Source organism: Acetilactobacillus jinshanensis (assembly GCF_004359375.1).
Classification (GTDB): Bacteria; Bacillota; Bacilli; order Lactobacillales; family Lactobacillaceae; genus Acetilactobacillus; species Acetilactobacillus jinshanensis.
Window position 1 is genome coordinate 666,430 of the sequence record NZ_CP034726.1, and the last position, 22,297, is coordinate 688,726.

General features: G+C 41.4%; 23 protein-coding genes and 1 riboswitch. Of the genes, 6 read left to right on the forward strand and 17 right to left on the reverse strand.

What is annotated here, in order from left to right; genetic code table 11:
- Positions 1-246: 246 nt before the first annotated feature.
- The 4 genes from ELX58_RS03130 to ELX58_RS03145 form a co-directional block, all read right to left on the reverse strand.
- Complete coding sequence (locus ELX58_RS03130) at positions 247-1,470, reverse strand: MFS transporter (protein WP_236747701.1); 1,224 nt, start codon at positions 1,468-1,470, stop codon at positions 247-249.
- 377 nt (positions 1,471-1,847) lie between these two features.
- Complete coding sequence (locus ELX58_RS03135; protein WP_133441707.1) at positions 1,848-2,150, reverse strand: hypothetical protein; 303 nt, start codon at positions 2,148-2,150, stop codon at positions 1,848-1,850.
- A 64-nt stretch (positions 2,151-2,214) separates the two neighbouring features.
- Positions 2,215-3,087, reverse strand: a complete 873-nt coding sequence (locus ELX58_RS03140; protein WP_133441708.1) for a GRP family sugar transporter — start codon at positions 3,085-3,087, stop codon at positions 2,215-2,217.
- Between the two features lie 98 nt (positions 3,088-3,185).
- Entirely contained in the window at positions 3,186-3,674 is a 489-nt protein-coding gene (locus ELX58_RS03145; RefSeq protein ID WP_133441709.1) for a P-loop NTPase family protein, read from the reverse strand.
- Between the two features lie 257 nt (positions 3,675-3,931).
- Between ELX58_RS03145 and ELX58_RS03150 the strand changes: the two genes are divergently transcribed.
- The 5 genes from ELX58_RS03150 (at position 3,932) to ELX58_RS03165 (ending at position 7,100) form a co-directional block, all read left to right on the forward strand.
- Positions 3,932-4,423: an aggregation-promoting factor C-terminal-like domain-containing protein gene (locus tag ELX58_RS03150; protein ID WP_133441710.1), complete on the forward strand. Its 492-nt coding sequence runs from the start codon at positions 3,932-3,934 to the stop codon at positions 4,421-4,423.
- A gap of 34 nt (positions 4,424-4,457) precedes the next feature.
- Entirely contained in the window at positions 4,458-4,679 is a 222-nt protein-coding gene (locus ELX58_RS03155; protein ID WP_133441711.1) for a hypothetical protein, read from the forward strand.
- A gap of 296 nt (positions 4,680-4,975) precedes the next feature.
- Complete coding sequence (locus tag ELX58_RS03160; RefSeq protein WP_133441712.1) at positions 4,976-5,263, forward strand: hypothetical protein; 288 nt, start codon at positions 4,976-4,978, stop codon at positions 5,261-5,263.
- A gap of 189 nt (positions 5,264-5,452) precedes the next feature.
- A complete protein-coding gene (locus ELX58_RS07845) occupies positions 5,453-5,614 on the forward strand; it encodes a hypothetical protein (protein ID WP_162614613.1) in 162 nt (53 codons plus the stop codon).
- A 301-nt stretch (positions 5,615-5,915) separates the two neighbouring features.
- Positions 5,916-7,100: a metal-dependent hydrolase family protein gene (locus tag ELX58_RS03165; RefSeq protein WP_133441713.1), complete on the forward strand. Its 1,185-nt coding sequence runs from the start codon at positions 5,916-5,918 to the stop codon at positions 7,098-7,100.
- Positions 7,101-7,238: 138 nt separating this feature from the next.
- On the opposite strand, the gene ELX58_RS03170 is transcribed toward ELX58_RS03165, so the two are convergent.
- The 13 genes from ELX58_RS03170 to ELX58_RS03230 all read right to left on the reverse strand — a co-directional run bounded on the left by ELX58_RS03170 (position 7,239) and on the right by ELX58_RS03230 (position 21,889).
- A complete protein-coding gene (locus ELX58_RS03170) occupies positions 7,239-8,423 on the reverse strand; it encodes an aminotransferase class I/II-fold pyridoxal phosphate-dependent enzyme (RefSeq protein WP_133441714.1) in 1,185 nt (394 codons plus the stop codon).
- Positions 8,424-8,470: 47 nt separating this feature from the next.
- Positions 8,471-9,472 carry a diaminopimelate epimerase gene (gene dapF / locus ELX58_RS03175; RefSeq protein WP_133441715.1) on the reverse strand — a complete coding sequence of 334 codons (1,002 nt, stop codon included), beginning with the start codon at positions 9,470-9,472 and terminating at the stop codon, positions 8,471-8,473.
- A gap of 12 nt (positions 9,473-9,484) precedes the next feature.
- Positions 9,485-10,852: an aspartate kinase gene (locus ELX58_RS03180; protein WP_133442567.1), complete on the reverse strand. Its 1,368-nt coding sequence runs from the start codon at positions 10,850-10,852 to the stop codon at positions 9,485-9,487.
- Positions 10,853-10,902: 50 nt separating this feature from the next.
- The gene (locus ELX58_RS03185) at positions 10,903-12,000 is read right to left on the reverse strand and encodes an aspartate-semialdehyde dehydrogenase (RefSeq protein ID WP_133441717.1); all 1,098 of its coding nucleotides are present in this window, start codon (positions 11,998-12,000) and stop codon (positions 10,903-10,905) included.
- A 44-nt stretch (positions 12,001-12,044) separates the two neighbouring features.
- A complete protein-coding gene (dapB, locus tag ELX58_RS03190) occupies positions 12,045-12,824 on the reverse strand; it encodes a 4-hydroxy-tetrahydrodipicolinate reductase (RefSeq protein WP_133441718.1) in 780 nt (259 codons plus the stop codon).
- Between the two features lies 1 nt (position 12,825).
- Positions 12,826-13,740 (reverse strand): 4-hydroxy-tetrahydrodipicolinate synthase, encoded by a 915-nt coding sequence (gene dapA / locus ELX58_RS03195; RefSeq protein WP_133441719.1) that lies wholly within the window; start codon positions 13,738-13,740, stop codon positions 12,826-12,828.
- Between the two features lie 12 nt (positions 13,741-13,752).
- The gene (locus ELX58_RS03200; RefSeq protein ID WP_133441720.1) at positions 13,753-14,904 is read right to left on the reverse strand and encodes an N-acetyldiaminopimelate deacetylase; all 1,152 of its coding nucleotides are present in this window, start codon (positions 14,902-14,904) and stop codon (positions 13,753-13,755) included.
- On the reverse strand, positions 14,904-15,614 hold the full coding sequence (gene dapD, locus ELX58_RS03205; protein WP_133441722.1) for a 2,3,4,5-tetrahydropyridine-2,6-dicarboxylate N-acetyltransferase: 711 nt from the start codon (positions 15,612-15,614) through the stop codon (positions 14,904-14,906). Before dapD ends, ELX58_RS03200 begins: the two co-directional genes overlap by 1 nt.
- Positions 15,615-15,630: 16 nt before the next feature.
- Positions 15,631-16,935, reverse strand: coding sequence for a diaminopimelate decarboxylase (gene lysA, locus ELX58_RS03210; RefSeq protein WP_133441723.1), 1,305 nt, complete (start codon positions 16,933-16,935; stop codon positions 15,631-15,633).
- A 171-nt stretch (positions 16,936-17,106) separates the two neighbouring features.
- Positions 17,107-17,285, reverse strand: a riboswitch (Lysine riboswitch).
- A gap of 252 nt (positions 17,286-17,537) precedes the next feature.
- Positions 17,538-18,227 (reverse strand): hypothetical protein, encoded by a 690-nt coding sequence (locus tag ELX58_RS03215; protein ID WP_133441725.1) that lies wholly within the window; start codon positions 18,225-18,227, stop codon positions 17,538-17,540.
- A 35-nt stretch (positions 18,228-18,262) separates the two neighbouring features.
- Positions 18,263-18,988 carry a CAP domain-containing protein gene (locus tag ELX58_RS03220; RefSeq protein ID WP_162614615.1) on the reverse strand — a complete coding sequence of 242 codons (726 nt, stop codon included), beginning with the start codon at positions 18,986-18,988 and terminating at the stop codon, positions 18,263-18,265.
- A gap of 234 nt (positions 18,989-19,222) precedes the next feature.
- Positions 19,223-21,013 carry an ABC transporter substrate-binding protein gene (locus ELX58_RS03225; RefSeq protein WP_133441727.1) on the reverse strand — a complete coding sequence of 597 codons (1,791 nt, stop codon included), beginning with the start codon at positions 21,011-21,013 and terminating at the stop codon, positions 19,223-19,225.
- 609 nt (positions 21,014-21,622) lie between these two features.
- Complete coding sequence (locus ELX58_RS03230) at positions 21,623-21,889, reverse strand: hypothetical protein (RefSeq protein ID WP_133441729.1); 267 nt, start codon at positions 21,887-21,889, stop codon at positions 21,623-21,625.
- A 174-nt stretch (positions 21,890-22,063) separates the two neighbouring features.
- Here ELX58_RS03230 and ELX58_RS03235 point away from each other — a divergent pair, with 174 nt between their 5' ends.
- A complete protein-coding gene (locus ELX58_RS03235) occupies positions 22,064-22,294 on the forward strand; it encodes a hypothetical protein (RefSeq protein ID WP_133441730.1) in 231 nt (76 codons plus the stop codon).
- The last annotated feature ends 3 nt before the right edge of the window (positions 22,295-22,297 follow it).

Genomic DNA, 22,297 nt, shown 5'->3' on the forward strand with positions numbered 1-22,297 from the left:
TCTACTCACTCCTAAGATTAAGTATCATCATTAACCTAAATTTAACTTTCGATTTCTTGAATTTCTTTGCTTATTCAAAGTACATTAATTCCTATAATAATATGGTTTATCTAGTTTGCTTATATTATAAAATTCAATTATAAGTGACGCAATATTAGACCCAATATAATGCAGAAAAAGTTTACTAAACAAAAAAGAGCCCAAATTAATGTGCTCTAATTTCGAATTAAAATGTTATTCAATTTCTTAGATATTCTGATTACTAACCTTACTCATGTGAAGAACGGTATAGATCGTAATCAAACTACATAATGGTAATAACGATAAGAAGATTACGACGGCTAATAATGAGTAGTGGTCAATTAAGAAACCAATTAAGATTGGCGATAGGCCACCGATGGCCTTACCACAACTCTGGACAAATCCGTTGGCAGTCACACGAATTTCCATTGGGTAACACTTACTAACGATGACGGCGTAACCACTGTAACAAGCTTCAGCAAAGAAACCGACCAACGTACTGGCAAGTAATAACGTCAGAGAGTTATAGGAAAGGATAATGGTGTAAACCACGAAGATCGCACAACCGAAGAATAAGGTAAATGCGGCTTTGGCACCAAACTTATCCATCATTTTACCGAAGCAGATCATCCCTAGCATGACACCCACGATCGTGGATACCATCCAGAGTGATGACTGGGTTAAATTAATGTGGAGTTGCTTCTGCATAATCGACGGCATCCAGTCCATTAAACCGTAGTAACTAGCGGAATCCAGGATGTACATCATGATCATGGCACAGGTCAGATAAGCAAACTTAGGCCCTTTGAACAATTCTTTGATTGAGCCCTGTTTCTGATGCTTAGCCTTTCGCTCCTTCATGTTCCTAATGAACTTCGGGTTTTCCTTTAAATGAATTCGAACTAAGAAAGCCAGGATAACGGGAAGTAAACCGAACAGGAAAAGAACTCGCCAACCAATTCGTGGAAAGGTTCCTAAGGCCCAAGCGGCAATCAAAGCTGAAAGAATTGCACCGAGTTCACCGAACGATTCAGCATAGGAAGTAAATGTAGCAACCTTGTTGCCCTTAAAGTTTTCGGCAATCAAAGTAACTCCGGTCCCTAATTCAGCACCAGCACCCATTCCGGCAAGAAATCGTAAGACATAAATCAGGTAGATGTTATTAGCAAAGGCCATCGCAGCGGTTGCAAACGCAAAGATAAAGATCGTGTAGGTAAAGACTTTAACTCGGCCGAAGTTATCGGCTAAATACCCGAAGATCAGCGAACCAACTAACATCCCGATATTCGAGAATGAAGCGATCGTTCCACCAACGGTTCCAGTCGTATGAAACTGTTTGATAATTGGCGTCAAGGCGAACGATAGAAACATCAGGTCCATCGCCTGCATGGCAAAACCAGTTGAGGTTGACGCTAACGTCCATTTTTGATTGGCAGAATACTTATTCACATTAAACCGTCCCTTTCAAAAACATGTTGGTAATAAATCATCATAATTTGGGTACTAAAAAAGCGGTCACTTACGTCATTGACGCGAGCAAACCGCTGTTTTGCGAATTATTAACTTAATTTGAGGGGCATTGAGCCCAAGCTTTCGATGCCGCTGATTTAAGCGACACCGATCATGAAATGACTTGTGCTTGATCATCGAATATGTGTTGATCCACAGATGTTTCATAATTGGCCCCTTTCGGTCAAAATGATTTTCCCAAATATCAAATACAATTAAAAATAATAGTCGGATTATGGCGATATTTCAACCGAATTATGGTGAAAATAAAAACTCGTTCCAAGAATCTTGAAACGAGCGGTCATTAAGCTAAATATTTACTTATTTTTACCCTTAGACTGATTTTCTTTTTCTAACGTCTGGATTTGCTTAGTTAACTTCTTGTTGACCTGGATCATCTGATCAGTCGACATGAAGCCTAAGGTCTGTAACAGATGTAAGTCTTCGGAGATCTTACCCTGAGTAGCTACTAAAGTTGCCTGAGCATTCGCAAATTCGATCATCTTAGTTTTATCGGTCCGCTTTGGAACTCCTAACTGTTTAAGTTCCTTAAACGTACTAATCATTTGTTGAATATTAGTGTGTAAACTAGTTCTGATCGTTGCTTCCGTTGCGTCCATGCTGATTATCCTTTCTATAATTTCGATTTTCTACAATTATAACGTCTACATTATATCTAGTGGACTAGTGTAAGAATCCGGTCACGACACCACCGATCACGACTAACGTTAAGCCGGCGATGGTGTTTGCAAGTGCGACCCCGTGTTTGTTTTCGTGCATGAATAATAATCCGGCAACCGATGAAATCACGATGTTCATCTGCGAGATCGTGAAACCGGTCGATAGATTAATTAGGACGATTGCACCTAAATAACTAAAGGTCCCTAATCCGGAATTAAAACCGGTGATAATGTTCTTTAAGGTGTAGTGACCAAAGAACGTCTCTTTATTTCGGGTTTGTTTTAAAGCCAGCGCAATTAAAACTGCGGTTACGATCATCCCGATTGATTGCGGTGGGAACGTAGCCCAACCACTGGTCTCAGGAATCTTCGGCAATACGGAACAGGATCCATAACCAAGGCCGGTTCCGAGTAACACCATCATGATGTCTCGGGCATGTGAACGGCCCTGATCACCATGGGTATTAACACGTCCGGTTCGCGTGGATAGAACCACCCCGAAAATAACGACCAAGATTGCGAAGAAGCCGATCAATCGCGATGCTAAACTTGGCCAGCTACCGAAGAATAGGACTCCCGATAAATCAACTAACACTAACTGGATTCCAGCCACGATCGGCACGGTCGTTGAAGTACTAAGTCGTTTGAAAGCCGTATATTGAGCTAACTGGCCAATCGTCCAGCCAGCACCGGCTAGAAAGCACCACCAGAAACCAGCGGTACTAATGTACGGTTGTTTAATAAAATACAGGACGATGCCAACGACTAAAGCACCGTAAGTCGTTCCTAATAGCTGCTGGATCGGTTTACCACCACAGATATACGTCCAGATGGGTGTACAGCCCCAGATAACAGCCGAAGCGATAGCAAGCGTCATTCCCAATTCAATCACCTGATTAAGCTTAAGATAAATTACGCTCCTAATTCTACTACGTTAAACCTTGATTTAGAACCGTTTAACGCAAATTACGAACATTATTTCAAGACCCGAGGTCGCTGATATCTAACGACATTTTCGGTGATTTTGGTTAAGCCGATCATCTGCGGAAAAATCGTTTTCTTACCATTAATAATCCCGCTTATTAATCCGCACATGATGACCGGAATCTTAGTGTGATAAATTGCCCGGACCAGCATAATGATGTGCGTTAAATATAACGGAATGGCACACTGCACTTCATCTAATAGGATGTGTTTAATAATGGGATGCTTCTTGTAATATCCATCAATTTCACGAGCCCACTTCTTAGGTGCACTTGATAATGACAATGCTGGTGTTTTTCTTTCTTTGGTTATTAAGTACTGTCGGGTGTGGAACCCAGGGACTTCATCCCTGATCTTAAAATAGCTACGGTTAAGATTAATTGCTAAATCCTGGTGATGGTCACGGTCCCAGACCCGCTGTAAATAACTTGTCTTCCCCGTTCCAGACGGTGCATACAGTAATAACGAATGTTTAATCATGGTAATTTTCCTCTTGCCAAGAGAAATTATACCATTTTCAAAATAATTTAAATTAATTTCGTTAATTCTAATGCCCAGTCCCGTGGTCAACAGTCGACTTATGTAACAGCCCTTAACATTCCGTAAACTCTCCGTAACTTTATGATAAACTCACGATAACATTCCGACTTTAATATAATAATTGTCAAGTTGAGTAAGAGAATTAATCAACTAAAGCATTGAAATCGAAAAAGTTCGAAAGGAATCGTGAGTTATTTATGAAAATCCATAAGTTAGTTTCTTCAGCGTTGTTATCAGTGATGTTACTTAGTGCCGGTGCTACTGCTATTCCAGCAAACGCCAGCTCAACCAATGTCCAAAAGAATCAACCCGTTACGGTTGTTAAACAGGCTAAGTTAAGTAAAAACCAAGCTAAGAAACAGAAACAGACCAAGATCCTTAAGAACGTTAAAAAAGCCGTTAAGAAAGATCACCACCGGAACTGGTTCAAAGATGGTCTAAGTAAGCGTCAGTTAAGAGCTCGTGCCTGGATCGTACGTCATGAATCCGGTGGTCACTGGAACATCTTAAGTTACGGTCACGTCTGTGTGGGTTACTTCCAGTTAAACCCTGCCTACTTAGGTTACAAACATGGCCACGTCAACTTAAACCACAAACATCAGGTTCAGGTTGCCGATCATTACGTTAAAGCTCGTTACGGTAGCTGGGTCCGTGCTCAGCACTTCTGGCAAGCTCATCATTGGTATTAATTAGTGGATTAATTCATTAGGAGGAATTGTGTTAATGACCAAAACTAGATTTAAGTTTTGTAAAGCTATTTATCACATCATTAACTTGATGATTGCGTTAGCAGTTTACTATCTTGGTTCGTTGACTTTAAATACAGACTTGGATACTTCAACTGATATCGTTAAATTAATCACTTTCATCGGGATTGCAGTTATGTTAGTCCTGTTGGAAGGCTTACTCTCCTATCGATTGCATCATATCGAACCAAAATCTTAATAATTAGTTAATCCACTACTATCTAAAAGCACCTTGTAATCGTTAAACGATTACAAGGTGTTTTTTGTCGGTTATTAATAATCAGGGGATTGATTGATTTATGTTAGTTTAATAAAACTAACGAGTAGAAAGGTAACGGTGATGATTTCTCATCACCCTACGTCTCTACTTAGTAACAAATCATGTCGAAATACGCAAGAATTATGTTTATATTTCAGGTAATCTTAAAAATCACCACATAAGAATTGCTAACTTCCGCTAACTACCTTTATACTGTAAATAAAGGAGGCTTGAATATGTTTCGAAGGGATCAAGCACCTAAGATGATCACCTTTAACAAACTCATTCAGAAGTTGAACGCTAAAGGTAAGAACTTCGTTGGTAAGTACAACGCCAAGAATCATCATACGTACTTATATAATCAGCATCACCCGTCCGAATGGGCGATCGTTTCGGAAAATCAGACCGGGATGTACTCCACCCGTTTCATGGATGACCGTGAAAAGAACCTAATTAAGATTTATGCAGGTACTCCCTACGTCTGGCGTGATTTAGAACATGCCAAGGCACTTAAACGGGAGTAATTCTCGAGCCATGAGTTATTGTCGTTAGAAACGATAAAATTCACGGTCTTTTTTATTTTACTCTAAATTATTTATAATTAATAATTAATTAGAAATTACATAAATTTACATTTATCGCCTTGAACCGTTGCCAAATGGGCATCCCCTGCCTTACAATAATGGTAGTGAGACAAAAAGGAGTCTATTGTTATGGATACCATGAATAAGAACTTTTTACATAATGATACTCAATACAACGATACTAAAGAATTAACCGCATGGTTAACCAAGAGTTACGGTGCTAAGCGTGCCGCTCACATGATGAAGGGCGAAGGTACCGTTGATTTATTCCGTATCTACAAGCGTCACTAAATTAATTTTACATTAATCTATCAAGACTAGACGAAAATTACGCCTAGTCTTTTTTGTCCACTTTTTAGCATCATTTTAGATATAACTCATAATTACAACCTGATTTTGGCATAATATCGTGACAATTATAAACAAATTAAATTGAGCTTTATATTTTGTTTACTAAAATAATATCGCTATTATAGATAAGTGTCGCATAATCATTTAATTTAAAAATATGTCAATCTAATTTATAGCATTATTATTTTATTATTTTTTAGTCATAATTTGTCAATGTGAAGGATCAAGGAGTATTCCACTTATGTCTAAAACGTTGTTTACTAACCTCAACCTGTTCGATGGGGTTCATAATAAAATCAGTCGTAATCTCTGGATGCTAGTCAATAATAACACTGGTAAGATTGAAGACTTTGGCAGCGATAACGAGCCATTCGCTGATAAAACCGTTAATCTACACGGTAAATACATAATGCCAGGAATTGTTAACGTTCATACCCACGTTTCGATCGACCCAAGAACCCCCGATGGTGACGGTAACGCAGACATCGTTACTTCGACCGTCCGGGCCGTTAAGCACCTGCATCAATTACTTAAGTCCGGTGTCACCTATGTCCGTGGTTGTGGTTGCAACCACGAAATGCTAGACATCACGTTAAACAAATTACAGCGTGAAGGTCGATTAACTAAAGTTCCACGCATGGTTCCCTGTGGTAAGCCGATGACGATGACCGGTGGCCACGGCATCTTATTCGGTGGCGGTGACGAAGTTGATTCGCCTGACGAAATGCGCAAGGCCGTTCGAACTAACTTCGCCAACGGTGCTAAGTGTACCAAAGTCATGGCGACCGGTGGTGTCATGTCAGTTAATGATAATATGACCCAACCCCAGTTAAAGGTCCCTGAAATGAAGGTCGCCGTCGAAGAAACCCATAGTAAGGGCTTCGTCGTAGCGGCTCATGCTGAAGCTAATCCTGGAATTATGAACGCCATTAAAGCCGGTGTTGATTCCATTGAACATTGCTTCTACTTAACCAGCCAAGAAATTCAGATGATGCTAAATAAGAAGATCTACTTAACACCAACCTTAATTGCCCTATGGACCATCATCGTTCACGGTGATGAATTACCAAAGTGGGAATTAAATAAAGCCCTTGACTGCATGCACCATGGTTTTGATAGTATTCACCGTGCTTACAAAGCCGGCATCCCGTTAACGTTTGGTACCGATTCGGGCTGCCCTTACGATGGCTTCACCAACAGTGCCATTGAATTTCAGTTAATGGTCGATAAAATCGGTATGACCAATTTTGACGCTTTAGAAACCTCCCGTAACTCAGCTAAATTACTGAAGTTAAAGGATTACGGTACCCTTCAGAAAGGTAAATATGCCGATTTCTTAGTTCTTAATCACGATCCATTACAGAACGTTAAGGCTGTTCAGCAAGCTGACAAAGCTGTTTATCAGCATGGTAAACGTGAATATTAACTAAAAATTATAATCTATATAGCTATACCTGATAATTATTATATAAATAATTATCAGGTATTTTATTTTAAATTTTGCCAACAAAAAAAGCCTGATTTTATAAGAATCAGGCTTAATTTGATGATTATATCTATTGATCTACTTTAAGGTCTTTAAGAATTTGCTGATCCGACGCATTGCTTCTTTAATGTTAGGCATTGAAGTTGCGTAGGATAAGCGGATGTGGCCTTCACCACCGGGGCCAAAGACGTGACCAGGGATGACACCCACTTTAGCCTTATGGGCTAAGTCTAAAGCGAACTGTTCATCATCTTTGCCGTATGACTTCGGAATCTGAGCAAAGGCGTAGAAAGCACCGTTTGGCATCAAAGTCTTCAAGCCCATATCGTTTAAGGCTTTAACAATGTAATCACGACGTTTCTTATAAACTTTTCGGAATGATGCCGGATCCGTTAAGCCATGAAGTAATGCTTCAGCAGCGGCTGCCTGAGCAGGATTAGATAACGAAGTTACCATGTAACCATGAACCTGAGCGATCATCTTCATGATGCTAGCGGGACCAGCGGCGTAACCAATTCGCCAACCGGTCATGGCGTGGGACTTAGAGACCCCGTTCATCAAGATGGTGTTATTTGGAGCGTACTTAGCCATTGAATAGTGCTTGGCACCGTAAATCAATTCACAGTAGATTTCATCGGTGATACAGAAGATACCTTCGGACTTAATGACCTTAGCTAAGGACTTTAAAATGTCTTCAGGATATTCGGCACCGGTTGGGTTACCAGGATAATTCAAGATTAAGGCTTTAACCTTACCCTTTTCCTGCTTAATAACGGATTCTAACTTCTGGGCGGTTAGATGGAAATCATTATCAGATACGTCAACTGGAATCACTTTAGCTCCCAATAACTTAGTGATTGGGAAGTATAAAGCATAACTAGGGGTTGGAATAACGACTTCGTCACCAGGATTTAAGAGTGCGGTTAAAGTTGCAAAGATTGCTTCAGTAGCACCGGTCGTGGCAACGATTTCTTTATGCCAATCATAGTTTAAACCTTGACTGACCTTTAAATAATGAGCGATTCCTTTACGTAGTGCTGGAGTCCCAGGTTGTGCGGAATAATGCGAATCGTTATTAACGATTGCTTTAATCCCAGCCATCTTAACGTGTTCAGGGGTGTTAAAATCAGGTTCCCCTAACGTCATCTTAAGTAAACCAGGGATTCCGGAAATCCGGTTGTTAAACATCCGAATTCCACTCGGCTTTAATGCCTCTAAACTGTGGTTTCGAATGCCACTTAATGATTTAGCTAATTCGGGCATTGTTAAACTTCCTTTTTATAAACTATCTTTTTATCTTCGATTTCAATTTAATTAAGGTGTTCCTTAGCCTTAACGGCCTTAACGAATTGCTGGTAAGCGTCCTCTTCATGAGTATCCTTAATGGATACTTCACTCAACGAGAACTCGCCCTGATGCAGATCAGCTTCAGGGATCGTTAATTGATGCGTGAAAGTCGCGTTACCAGCTAAGTTGATGGAATACGAACCGTCCGAATGTTTCATAACTTTAGTTCGAACCATTCCACCAGGGTTAAGAACCGTAATCACGTGGTTGAACTGGCCGTCTTGCGGATGGGTTAGAACGAATGCCAGCGAAGTCGCACTCATTCCAGTTCCACAAGCGTTAGTGAAGCCAACGCCTCGTTCGTACGTTTGGACAAAGATTCGGTTCTTACCCAAGATCTTAGCGAAGTTAACGTTGACCCCGTCAGTAAAGTATGGATTTTCACCATTTAAATATTTCCCAAGGTGACCTAACTGTGTTGGATCAATCTTTGGAACAAAGCTAATCAGATGCGGGTTCGGAACCGCAATTACACTGAACTTCAACCCCTTGATAAACTGGGGGATCAGCTGATCAATGATCTTGTGATCCCCTAGTTTGTGTAACGGCATCGCACTCGGTGCAAACTTCACAGGTGCAATTTCAACGCTAAAAGCTGGAACCTTAGGTGCTAGATCCTGTTCACGACTGACCTCGTGAAGGTTATCGCCCATCGTTGAAACGATGAAGTGATCCTGACCAGTCTTTTCTGATAAGTATCGTGAAACGGTTCGGAGTCCATTCCCGCACATCGAAGCTTCGCTACCGTCACGGTTAAAGATCCGCATTTCAGCTAAAGCTTTTGGATCTTTAGATTGATTAACAACCAGTAAACCATCGGCACCGTTCAAGATGTGATGTTTAGGATCAGTCAAAAACTGGACCAATTTTTGCATTTCATGAGTCGTTAACGGTTGTTTTAATTCGGTCTGGTCCATAAGGAAAAATTTGTTTTCCGAGCCATGGACCTTTAATAATTTTGCCAAACGGTCCATCTCCTATTCGAGAAATTCGTTATAGATTCGGCGAATGGCTTCATCAGCATCTTCGGCACGGGTCCCGATCATCATTGAGATCTGACTGGCACCCTTGTTAATCATCTTGATTGGGATGTTTTTATGGGCGAGCGGTTCAATGATTCGTGATAACGTCCCGACTTTACCGATCATGCCTTCACCAACGACCATGATGATGGCGTAATCGTCAATCCATTCAACGTCATCAGGATGCAAAACTTCTTGAACGTCATGCTTAATGGCGGTCAACTTATGCTGATTTAACTGGTCCTTATTAATGATGATGGTCAAATCATCGATCCCAGACGGCATGTGTTCGTAGGACACGTTATATTTAACTAAGATTTTGAGCAATCTTAACGTAAATCCGACCTGAGCGTTTAACAGATACTTATGGATATATAATGCCATGAAGTTCTTTTTACCAGCGATCCCGGTGATTAAGTTATCAGGTTCATTAAAATTATGCCGTGGCATAATGAACGTCCCTGGTGCCTTCGGATTATTGGTGTTTTTAATGTTGATCGTAACGTCACCCTGAATGGCCGGGATGATGGCTTCATCATTAAAGACTGAGAAACCAGCGTAAGATAATTCACGCATTTCACGGTAGGTCATCTTTCGGATCGGAACCGGATTGTTAATGATCTTGGGATTGGCCGTATAAATTGCGTCAACATCGGTAAAGTTTTCGTACATGTGAACGTGTAGGCCACGGGCAACGATCGATCCGGTGATGTCAGATCCACCACGGGCAAACGTGGCAATCTGACCATCGGATGTGAAACCAAAGAAACCAGGAAAGACCAAGCGAATCGGCTGTTTCTTTAGTGGCAACAGCTTTTTCATGTTCTGGTAGGTAACTTCTTTAACGAAAGCGTCATTAGGGTTTTTACCTGTTACGACAATCCCGGAAACGCTGGGATCAATAAACTTAGCTTTAATTCCTAAATGGTTAAGAACTAAGGTCATTAACCGAGCGTTCATCCGCTCACCATGGGCTTTAAATGCGGCCATTAAATGAGCGTTATCAGAATAATCATGGCTCGGTAGATCCGTTAAGATCGATTTAATTTTATCTAAGGCGTGCGGCGGTAACTTAAAGTAATCCGCAATTGCTTGGTAGCGCCCGATAATCTCGTTCAACACTTGATAGGTATCTTGGTTTTTGATCGTTTGGTTAGCATATTTGATCAACAGATCCGTGACTTTAATATCACCATCATGACGCTTACCAGGAGCGGACGTTACGATAAAACGACGGCCTGGATCAGCCTTGATAATGTCAATGACCTTCTGGAATTCAGGACCATTAGCAAGTGAACTGCCACCGAACTTTACAACTTTCAACTGCATAAGGGAAATCCTCCTTAATCGTCTGAAAATCTACAACTCGATGGTTAAGCTTGATGGTTAACGCCTGGCTTGACGTAGTAATCTTTAGGAACGCGAACTAAGCCACGCTTTACTAATTCTTCACCATTTTCAACGGTGTTCCATGCGGCACCCTTTAACAGGTTATCGGCAACGACCCACATGTCAAAGATGTCATCATGTTCTAAGTCAGGACGGATTCGGCCAACGAAAGTATCACGGTGACCTTCTGCATAATGTGGCATTGGGTAAACTTGATGTGCTGGGTCATCTAACAAGGTAACACCTGGGGCGTTCTTTTCTAATTCCTTAATCTTGTCAGCAGTGGCACTCTTGTCAGCAACCTTAAAGTAAACCGTTTCACCATGGGCAATCGGAACGGGAACCCGGACACAGGTAGCGTTAACTTTGATCTGTGGTGCGTTCATGTCGCCTAACATGATCTTCTTGGTTTCATGGATCATCTTCCATTCTTCACGGCTGTAGCCGTTGCTAAAGAAACGATCGATCTGTGGAATTAAGTTAAATGCTAATGGATAGTGCTTTGGCTGGCTGCCAACTGGTAAAATGTTGTGTTCCATTGGCTTATGGTCTAAGTATTCCTGGGCCTGACGGAAGAATTCTTTTAATGCGGCACCACCAGCACCGGAAGCAGCCTGATAAGTTGATACGATAATGGACTTTAAACCAAAGGCCTTGCGAACTGGTTCTAAAGCAGCCATCATCTGAGTGGTTGAACAGTTAGGGTTGGCAACGATGCCATGGTGTAACTTTAAAGCGTCAGCGTTACATTCAGGAACGACTAACGGAACGTTGGTGTCGTAACGGAAAGCACTACTGTTATCAACACAGGTAGCACCACGCTTAACGGCTTCTGGTAAAAGCTTACGGGCAACGTCAGAACTTGGTGAAGATAGTACCAAGTCGATGTTGTTAAAGGAATCAGGAGTCGCTTCCTGAACCTTGATGGTATGACCTTTAAACTGTAACGGCTTGCCAGCGGATTTCTTAGAAGCTAATAATTCTAAATGGTTAACAGGAATTGTAGACTTAGCTAACTGATCGATTAATCGAGAACCAACGGCACCGGTAGCACCTAAAATTGCAACATTATACTTACGCATAAATAAAACCTCTTTTTATATCTCTAATATCTATTTCTTATAATTTATAAAAGATTTTCTAAGCCAACGACAACGTGATCTAACTTCGTAACTTTAAGGGATGCAATCTTAACACCCTTCATGAAGGAGCCACGATCGAATGAATCCTGACGAATGGTCAGGGCTTCACCAGGCCCACCAAAGAGAACCTGTTCATGGGCAATGTAGCCTGGTAAACGAACGGAATGAATGCGGATCCCGTGGTAGTCACCACCACGAACGCCCTTTAGGTTTTCGATCGGGTGTTTAGCGCCCTGTTCATGACGAGGACGGACCTTATCAATCAACTGGGCGGTATTCAAAGCGGTTCCGGATGGCGCATCAGCTTTGTCACCATGGTGCATTTCGATAATTTCAACATCTGGGAAGTACTTGGCGGCCATCTGAGCGAACTTCATTAATAAGACGGCGGATAAGCCAAAGTTCGGAGCAATTACGCCACCGACATGTTCCTTTTCGGATAACTTCTGTAAGGACTTCATCTGATCAGCGGACATCCCACTGGTTCCGATAACCGGGCAAATGTGATGCTGAATGGCAAACTTAGTGTCATCATAAACGGCACTTGGTAACGTGAAGTCGATCCAAATATTAGCATCGGTCTTAACGTCATCTAAACGATGAAAGATCTTAACGTTACTGTTTAAACCGTATTTCTTTGGGTCTGGATTCTTAGCAGACGGGGCAAAGCCCGCAACCATCTGTAAGTTTTTGGTGTTTTGAACTAAACGAATAGCTTTTTGGCCCATTGCACCGGTAAATCCGGCAATCATAACTTTAATCATTTTATAATTTCAGCTCCTTGCTTAACGAGTGTAATAATGCATCCTGCGGTAAACCTAAGGCTTTAGCTAAAGCCTGTTTTTCAGGTTTATTCAAGGCTAATAACGGCATGCGGCAACCGCCAACGTCGAAGCCCTGGGCATTTAAAACGGCTTTGGTCGGTGATGGTGATGGGTACATGAATAAGGCACCCATGACCGGTGTTAACTTGCACTGGAGTTCACCAGCGGTCTTGTAATCACCCTTATATAAAGCATCGTACATCTTACGCATTTGCTTACCGTAGATATGGGAAGCAACGGAAATTACACCGTTACCACCAACGATCTTAGTGAATAAAGCCTGTGGATCTTCACCACTGTAAATCACAAAGTGCTGGTCACAATGCTGAACCAAATATTCCATGTCTTCCATGGTTCCACACTGCTTTAAACCGATGATGTTCGGATTATGTGATAACTTAACGATCGTGTCGTTGGCCATCTTGACACCCGTACGACCTGGAATGTTGTACATCATGATCGGAACCGGACTGACGGCAGCAATCTGGGTAAAGTGAGCGAACATCCCTCGTTGGTCAGGCTTGTTATAGTAAGGGACAACTTCTAAGCAGACGTCAACACCCTTAATGGCACCGACCTTTTTGGTCATACGAATTGATTCCTTGGTGTTGTTAGTACCAACTCCGGCAATTACCGGAACGTTGCTCGGTACCATCTGGCCAAACTTCGTGTATAATTCAACCTTTTCATCATCCGTTAATTCAGGGGTTTCACCAGTGGTGGCACCAACGACAAAACCACGGGTGCCGGTCTTTAAACAATGATCAACCAACTTTTTCATGGCTGGATAATTAATCTGATTATTTTTATCAAATGGCGTTACGATTGCCGTCATTAAATCAACGTTCTTAAACATGATACGTCTCCTTTACTTTTGCATTCGTGCCTTTAAGAAATCAGTAATTTCGTTCACACCGATCGGAATAGCAGATTCCTTAGGGTTAAAGGTGGATGAATGTAACTGAGAACTATCCTGAACACCTAACCAGAACATGGTGCCAGGGAACTTATGAAGTAAGTAACCCATGTCTTCCCCGGTCATCACCGGTTGAGTATACACAAAATTAACCTTTGAACAATGCTTCATATAATGAATGAAGAAATGAGTTAATTTATTATTATTAGTAACGGGCCAGTAGCCGCCCTGGTTAAACTGGGTCTCGACCTGGCAACCAAAGCTAGCCGCAATCCCGTCACCGATCATCTTCAAATGATTATCGATCCGTTGAATCATGCCCTGAGTTAAACCACGAATGGTTCCTTCCAAACGGGCGTGACCGGCGATCACGTTACGGATCACTCCGGCACGGACCTTACCAAAGGTAATTACACCGCTCTTTAACGGACTGATACTCCGTGAGATCACGGCCTGAACTTGACTAAGGTACTGGGCTGCAGCAACGACCATGTCATTAGCTTTCTGCGGATAAGCAGCATGACCGCTCTTGCCGATCAGATCAACGTTAACTTCGTTGGTTCCCGCGGTCAGCGTGCCCTTACGGCAGCCAATCGTTCCGGCAGGCAAGTTCGGGTTGTCATGCAAAGCGTAGAATTCATCGGGCTTGAACTTCCCGCTAAAACCACCTTTATCATAAACTAACTTACCGCCACTGTCGGCTTCTTCGGCTGGCTGGAAGAAGAACACTAGGTTATCTTTAGGCTGATTAGTAGCGAAGTAACTTAAGATCCCGAGGGCGACCGTCATGTGAATATCATGACCACAGGCATGCATGACACCGGGATGTTTAGAAGCAAACGGCAAGCCCGTCTGTTCAGTCACCGGTAAGGCATCCATATCAGCACGGTAACCAATGGTTCGTTTCGGATCACTGCCCTGAACTCTAACGAATAAAGCCGTTGGAACCGGAGCGAAACGGTGGATCGTTAAGTACCGGGTCGGCATCCTGCGGACGACCTTTTCTAAATAAGCCGTCGTTTCTTTTTCGTGCAGAGCCAATTCAGGAATCTCATGAAGATGACGTCGAATGTGAATTAATTCAGACTTATTTAGCGTCATGATTACATCTTCCTTAAACTCTTCTGTTCACCAGTTTCAGACTTGGTCTTGGTGTCGACCTTCTTGATTACCTTAGCCGGAACACCAGCGACCACCGTATGAGCTGGCACGTCATGCAGAACGACGGCACCGGCACCGATGACGGCACCTTCCCCAACGTGAACACCTTCGACCACGACGGCGTTAGCACCAACTAAAACGTGATCATCGATCCGAACCGGCTTAGCAGATGCTGGTTCAACGACTCCAGCAATGACGGCACCGGCACCGATGTGTGAATCCTTGCCAATAATGGCACGGCCACCCAAGACGGCGTTCATGTCGATCATGCTGTTGTCACCGATTTCAGCACCGATGTTGATAACGGCACCCATCATGACAACGACGTGATGACCAATTGAAACGTGATCTCGGATAAAGGATCCCGGTTCAATTCGGGCATCCTGCTTCGTAAGGTCTAATAACGGGACCGCAGAATTACGGCATGAATTTTCCATCACGTAATCATCGATGCAATTAGCGTTATCATTTAAGGCCTTTTTAACGTCGACCCAGTCACCGAACCAGACACCGGTCGTTGGGTTATCAAAGGTCTTGACACTGCTAGATACTTTAACTTTGAGCATGTCGCCCTTGACGTAAACCTTAACGGGCGTTTCTTTCTTGGAATTACTAATAAAACTAATAATCTTTTTAGCATTTAACTTTGGCATAGATAAGTCCCTCATTTTATAATTTCTGGTTTAAACGAATCATATCTGCGTAAGTTTCACGACGAATTACTAACTTGGATTTACCGTTTTCAACGAAGACAACGGCCGGACGCGGGTTCATGTTATAGTCCATGGCCATCGAATAGCCATAAGCTCCGGTATCCAATACTGCTAAGATGTCACCAGGTTTAATCTTTGGCAACGGCTGGTTCTGAATCATGATGTCACCGGATTCACAGTACTTACCAGCAATCCGAACGTTCTGAACGGGTTTAGCGTTTGGATCGTTAGCTAAGACTGCTTCGTACTTGGCATGATACAGAGCTGGACGGATGTTATCACCCATCCCGCCGTCAACGTCGACATACGGTTTAATACCAGGAACCCGTTTGCTAGAACCAATCGTGTAAAGGTTATAACCAGCAGGGCCGACAATCGAACGACCAGGTTCAATCCAGATAGCAGGCATTGGTAAGTGCTGTTTAGCAGCCTGTGATTTGATCGTCTTAACAATCGCATCAACGAAGTCTTCCGGTGCGATGGGATGATCACTCTTGACGTAACGGATCCCGAAGCCACCGCCGACGTCGATGATCTTAGGTACAAAGTTATATTTTCGTTTCCAGTCAGCGGCGAACTTGACCATCTTTTTGGCAGCAATCTCAAAACCGGTTACGTCAAAGATCTGCGAACCGATGTGGCAATGAATACCGATTAAATTCATCCGTGGACTGTGAAGCACTTGCTTTAAAGCGTCTTCACCCTGTCCAGACTGAACATCGAAACCGAATTTACTGTCAACCTGACCGGTCTGATCATAACTATTGGTTTCAGCGGTAATTCCCGGCGTTAAGCGGATCATAACGTTAATCTTGCTATTCATCTGATCTAAAACGCTATTTAATAAATCAATTTCATGAAAGTTATCTAGCATGATCGCACCCAAATGGTGACGAACGGCCATTTCTAATTCGGCACGTGATTTGTTATTACCATGAAAGATCATCATTTTACCGGGAACGCCTGCAGCTAAAGCAGCGTAAATTTCACCACCGCTGACGACGTCAAAGTGACAATGTTCCTTGTTAGCTAATTGGAACATCGCTAAACTTTCGAATGCCTTGGTGGCGTAGACTACGGCGGATTTTACGTGATTATCACGGAAAACCTTCTGAAAATGATGAATCTGGGATTTGATCTTGGCAACGTCGTAGACAATTAACGGCGTACCGTATCGTTGTGCTAATTCTAAGGTATCAACCCCACCGATCGTCAAATGACCAGCTGAGTTGATCTGATTTGAACTAATTTGTTCATTCATGAAAAAAGCCCCTAACTTTTCAGACTTTCGAAGAGGTTAGAGGTACAACAATCAATTTCGACTCAATCTCGATCAAAATTTAACACGCTCAGTGCATCAAAAAAGTTCCTTCATTTCGGTGCACTTTGAAACGAAGGAACCTTAATTAATTTCGTGTTAAATTTCGGTCTTACGATTCAAAGCTCTCCGTAGATTCAGCCTACGACAGTCCGTAGCCTCTTGAGCTACGTCCCAGAACACTAATAACTACCATTACTAGCACCTCGGCGATTTCCCCTTTTGACTAATGTCATCACAGTGGTAGCTGTTCGACTAGTCTACTTATGTCAATCGCAACCTCTTCGATTTAAATTACATCTTTAATAATAATAATAATTTATTTTGATATGTCAATAATAAACCACTAATTTATTAAATTTCTGCATTCTTTTTCCAAGAACAATTTAACTTTTGGACTCATAATTGTCTCAACACCTATATTATTAAAGCATTTTGGAAAACTTAATTATGTTGATACTTCATATTCATTATGTGCTTATTAACACTAAAAAAGGCATTACATAAATTATTATGCAATGCCTTTCAAGTGTACGAGGATTCGATTATTTAGTAGAATTCGGATAATAGACTTCATCAAGCGCATCCTCATTGATCTGTTTTACGACCGGGTAACTAAAGATCTGTTTTACGACCGGGTAACTAAAGATCTGTTTAGTCTTTTCGATGACTCGATAGCTATTTCTAGCGTCATTCAAAGTTCGCTTGGTTACATGATTATGCGGACTAACGCTAAATGCGGAGGCATCAATATAACCGCGTTTATACTCACGATTCTTAATTAAGTGTTCAGTTACCAGATTCCATTCACCGTCATAGAAGCCACGCTTAAAATTACGGGATTGGTGTCTGTAATTAATCTTGCTTTTAGCGTTATTAAATTTCTGTTCCAAATTAGCAATATCAGACATGACAATCTTATAAACCAGCTGAGGTTTGGTCAGTCGATGATCAATATTGTTTTGGCGAATGTATTTAGCATGGTTCTGTCGACGAATATAACGACGGTACTGCTTGATGTAGTTACGACCGTGCCGTTCGTTCGGTTGAATGTGATAACGTCGATCATTTTTCTTTTCCGCGGCGATTTCTTTAACCTGCTTAAAGTGACATTCTACCCGTGGATTTTGAGTCTTAACGTGGTTAGCACTAACGGCAGAATTACCGACGCCTAAAAGCATCAACGCACTGACTGATATGATCGCAATTTTCGTTAAATGTTTTTTAAATTTCATAAAAAGCTCCTTATTAATATAGCCAATTAATTGATTTAGCTACTAAAGTTTTCCGATACGTAGTAATCATTGGTGCCGTGTTTCTGGGAAGCACCAATGCCAACTTTGGTGTAATGCTTGTTTAAGGTATTGTAGCGATGGCCCCAGTTGGAATCAGCATCATGGTAGACCATTTCGTCTTCGTCCATATCAGCCATGTCAATTCCGTCTTGATTGTTATAAACGTGAGGATTATTGTCCATTAAGATCGGTCCTTTACCCGCACCGGCAATGTTTTCACCACTGTAGTCACCGAGGTGAACGCCCAATTTGTCGGCATCCTTTTCGTAATAAATATTACCTTGAGAATCTCGATGGGTTAAATAATCTAATTCGGAACACTGATCAGCACGTAACTTAGCTAATTCCCTTAAGCAATGGGTCTGGCAAAGTGGCTTTAAGTGATGTAACTTCCGGTCTTCGTTAATCTTCCGGAAGGTCTCATGTTCAATCTGGGTAATGCTCAAAGGATCATCATAGCGATCTGGGCTTAGATCAATCACGATTTTATGGTGATCAACGTTAATGACCGCTTTAGCTGCTCTATGGTGACGACAATGACGTCTGAAGCGACATTGATGGCGACGGCACATATGCCGTGAGATTCGCGGGCGTCGATGCACCGAGATCGCGTTAACGGGACTGCTGGACGCGCCAGCCATTCCTAACGAAAGTAAAATAATTGCGGATACTTTAATTAAGTGCTTCATATTGATTTTCATCGAAACATTTCTTTCCATTAAATAAATAAAGTATTAAAGAAAGTTATTATTTAAACGCAATTTATTTTTGTAGTCCGTTAATCAGCACTTTTATTATAACCGATTTTGGCGGGCCTAAAAGTTAATTTTAGAAATTCTTAAAAATCGACATAAAAACAGCCACACATCAATATTGACATGTGGCTGTTTTCATTCACAGAAGGTATTTATAAATTAATCAATTTATAAACTAATTTACTTTAACGAACTAGAGGTTAAGCTTAACTTACCCCACATGTTGTTATCACCAGGGTTGACACTGTAGCCTTTGACACGGCTATTAACAGGAGTCCAGCTTAAGCTGAAGAATTCAGGAGTGTAAACAGCTTCTTTGTTCATGTACTTCTGCCACTTTTCGAAGACTTTCTTACGGTGAGCCTTGTTGAATGACTTCTTGTCATTCATTTCGTTAAGTAGCTTCGTGTTTTCTTTAGTGCTTAAACGAGACATGTTGAAGTTAGCGTCGGTACCGTATTCACCAGTAGGTGTTGGATCAGCGGTCGTGGTGAAGCCTAATTCGTAGACATCAACCTTGTTCTGCTTAGGCTTGAGTAACATGGAAGCTAAGCTGTTCAATTCTTGTGGACGGCCATTAACGAACTTAACATCTAAGCCTAACTTATGCCACTGTTGTACGTAGTAGTGATCTTCGGCACTGCTTGCGGCATCGTTCTGTGGGCAACCAAAGTTAATTACTAACTTCTTGCCGTTAGGCTGAGATAACCATTTACTGCCATTACGCTTCTTGTAGCCAGCGTTCTTTAATAACGTCTTAGCTTTCTTGAAGTTGTATGGAAAGCCTGGTACCTGGCTATAAGATGAATGGTATTCTTTGTTTGCCGGTGGGATTAAGGTATTAGCACGGTAACTTAAGCCAAAGCCGAACTTCTTAGCGACTTCGTTTAAGTTCAAAGCATACATCATAGCTCGACGTAAGCTACGGTTATTCATCTTGTTATCTTTCTGCATTACACTAGCACCGGCTTTATCCTGATAACCAACGTGGAAGCCCATGAAGTCATAGGATAATGCAGGACCACCAACAACGTGGTAATCCTTTAAGTGTTTAACGTTTGGATACTGAGTAGAGGAAGGACCGTTAGCCCAGTCATACTTCTTAGACTTTAAAGCAGCGGTAACGTTGCTTGGGTTAACAACTTGGATACTGATGTGTTTGATCTTTGGCTTAGCACCCCAGTAATACTTGTTAGGTACCCAGCTGGTGGATTCACCATGAACTTCTTTCTTTAACTTGTAAGGACCAACGAAGACTGGATGATTACGAACCTGAGTCGATGATGCTAACTTATTGATCGGTACGTTCTTCAAATACTCGTATGGTTCAACACCGGCCCACATGAAGCTGTTACCGTTATACTTTAATGCAGGAACTAAACGATGGAAGTGAAGAACGGCTTTTCGACCTTTAGGACCATCTGGGAAGGTAATTCCAGAAATGGTCTTAGCTTTACCGGCATGGTATGCAGCCATTCCTTTAATATCGTTCATGTCAGTGGTGTATTGCTGAGAATTACTGTTCTTGTTACCCATCATTTCGTATGGATATTCAACATCTTTAGCAGTAACCTTCATACCGTTAGACCACTTAGCGTTCTTACGTAAGGTAACGGTTGCGGTCTTGTTCTTCTTGCTTAACTTTAAGTTAGCTAACCCACCGTTAACGATCTTGTAATTCTTGTTCTGGTTGAACATGGCGCCACCGCCACCAGGAGCAAAGACATCTTGGTCTTCACCCATGGTCTGTAAGGTTGGTGAAGAAACACCGGTAAATGGTGAGCTAGCAACTTCAGCAACCTTTAAAGTACTGTGTTCATCGGCAGACTTAGAAGTCTTGCCAGGTGCTGTGTAGGTTTCAGATAAATGGGCATGTTTGTTAGTACCGTTAGCATTATTAGAACAGGCAGCTAATCCTAACATTGACATTAGGACAACGCCTAAACCGAATAATTTCTTATATCGATTCATCGTAATTATATCTCCTTAACTTAGAAATTCATTCATTCAACATCATCAAACCTGTGATTAAAAATAAATTCTTTAAGAGTGATCTATAATCGTCAGCCCTTTCTAAAGGAAGGTATTAAAAAATCCTCATGGCTAGAAAACCTAAACCATGAGGATTAAAATTACAGATCCAAAATTTAAAAACGATGAAAATTCTAAGTCAGGATCATATCCACACAGTTTAGATTTTACCCCTGTGTGGATATGAATTACTTGAAACAACTCAAACAACTCAGATTATTCACACAGTCATGCAATAATTAAAATCACAATCATAATCGCAATAATAATTAAAATCGCAATGACTGCAATAATCTGAGATTGCATCCATAGCTTATTCAGATGTGCTGCCAAACAAGCTCGTTGCATCAAGCTTACCTTCTTTCGATATATGATTACTTTACGTTTATTAGGATAACATAAATTAAGTTTCTGTCAAGTCAATTTCAAAACTTAATTTAAATTAACTCACGTAAAGTTTTCTTATTTCTCTTAACGATTTTTATAGTAACTAAAAAATGACCGAATTGCAACAAAATTCAGTCATTTTTTAAAATTATTTTGAATTATTTATTTCTGGTAGCGATTAACTAGTGATTCACGGTTGCTATAATAAGATGCGCGACGACGGTCAGCTAGGTTCATGCCGTGGTTATTAGCTTCTAGACGGTCCATGTGATCCTGACTAGCCCGGTTAACGTCACTTGGCATAAAGTTCACGTTTTGTAAAACGTTCAAGCCTAAGTTACCAGCAAAATTCTTTAAGTTGGTGACCTGATAACTTGATTGATATGCATTTAAACCTAAATTATTAGCAAATGAGTTTCGACTTACCATAATCTAATCCCCTTTTATAAATCATGTTTACTAACTGCGCCTTGAGTATAAAATTGGACCGTTAGAAAGGCAACTGATCGAACCAATTTTAATTAGTTTAAGAATATACCTAAACTAACGCCCTAATTTCTAGTAATATAGACATAGAAACGAAAATTAAAGGAGTAAAAAATTATGACTGCTAAAGATACTCAATCAATTAAAGTCATCAAAGCGGACGTCGCCAAGAAAGACTTCGCTAGCGCTCGTAAGACTACCGAAGAATTAGAAGCTCGTCACACTAACGATGACCTTAACATGAACATTACCGATATCATTAACGCCTTAGCTAATAAAGATGCCCAGGGCGCTAACATTGCTATCGAAGCCTTCGAAAAATGGTACGACACTAACGTTAACTACTAATTA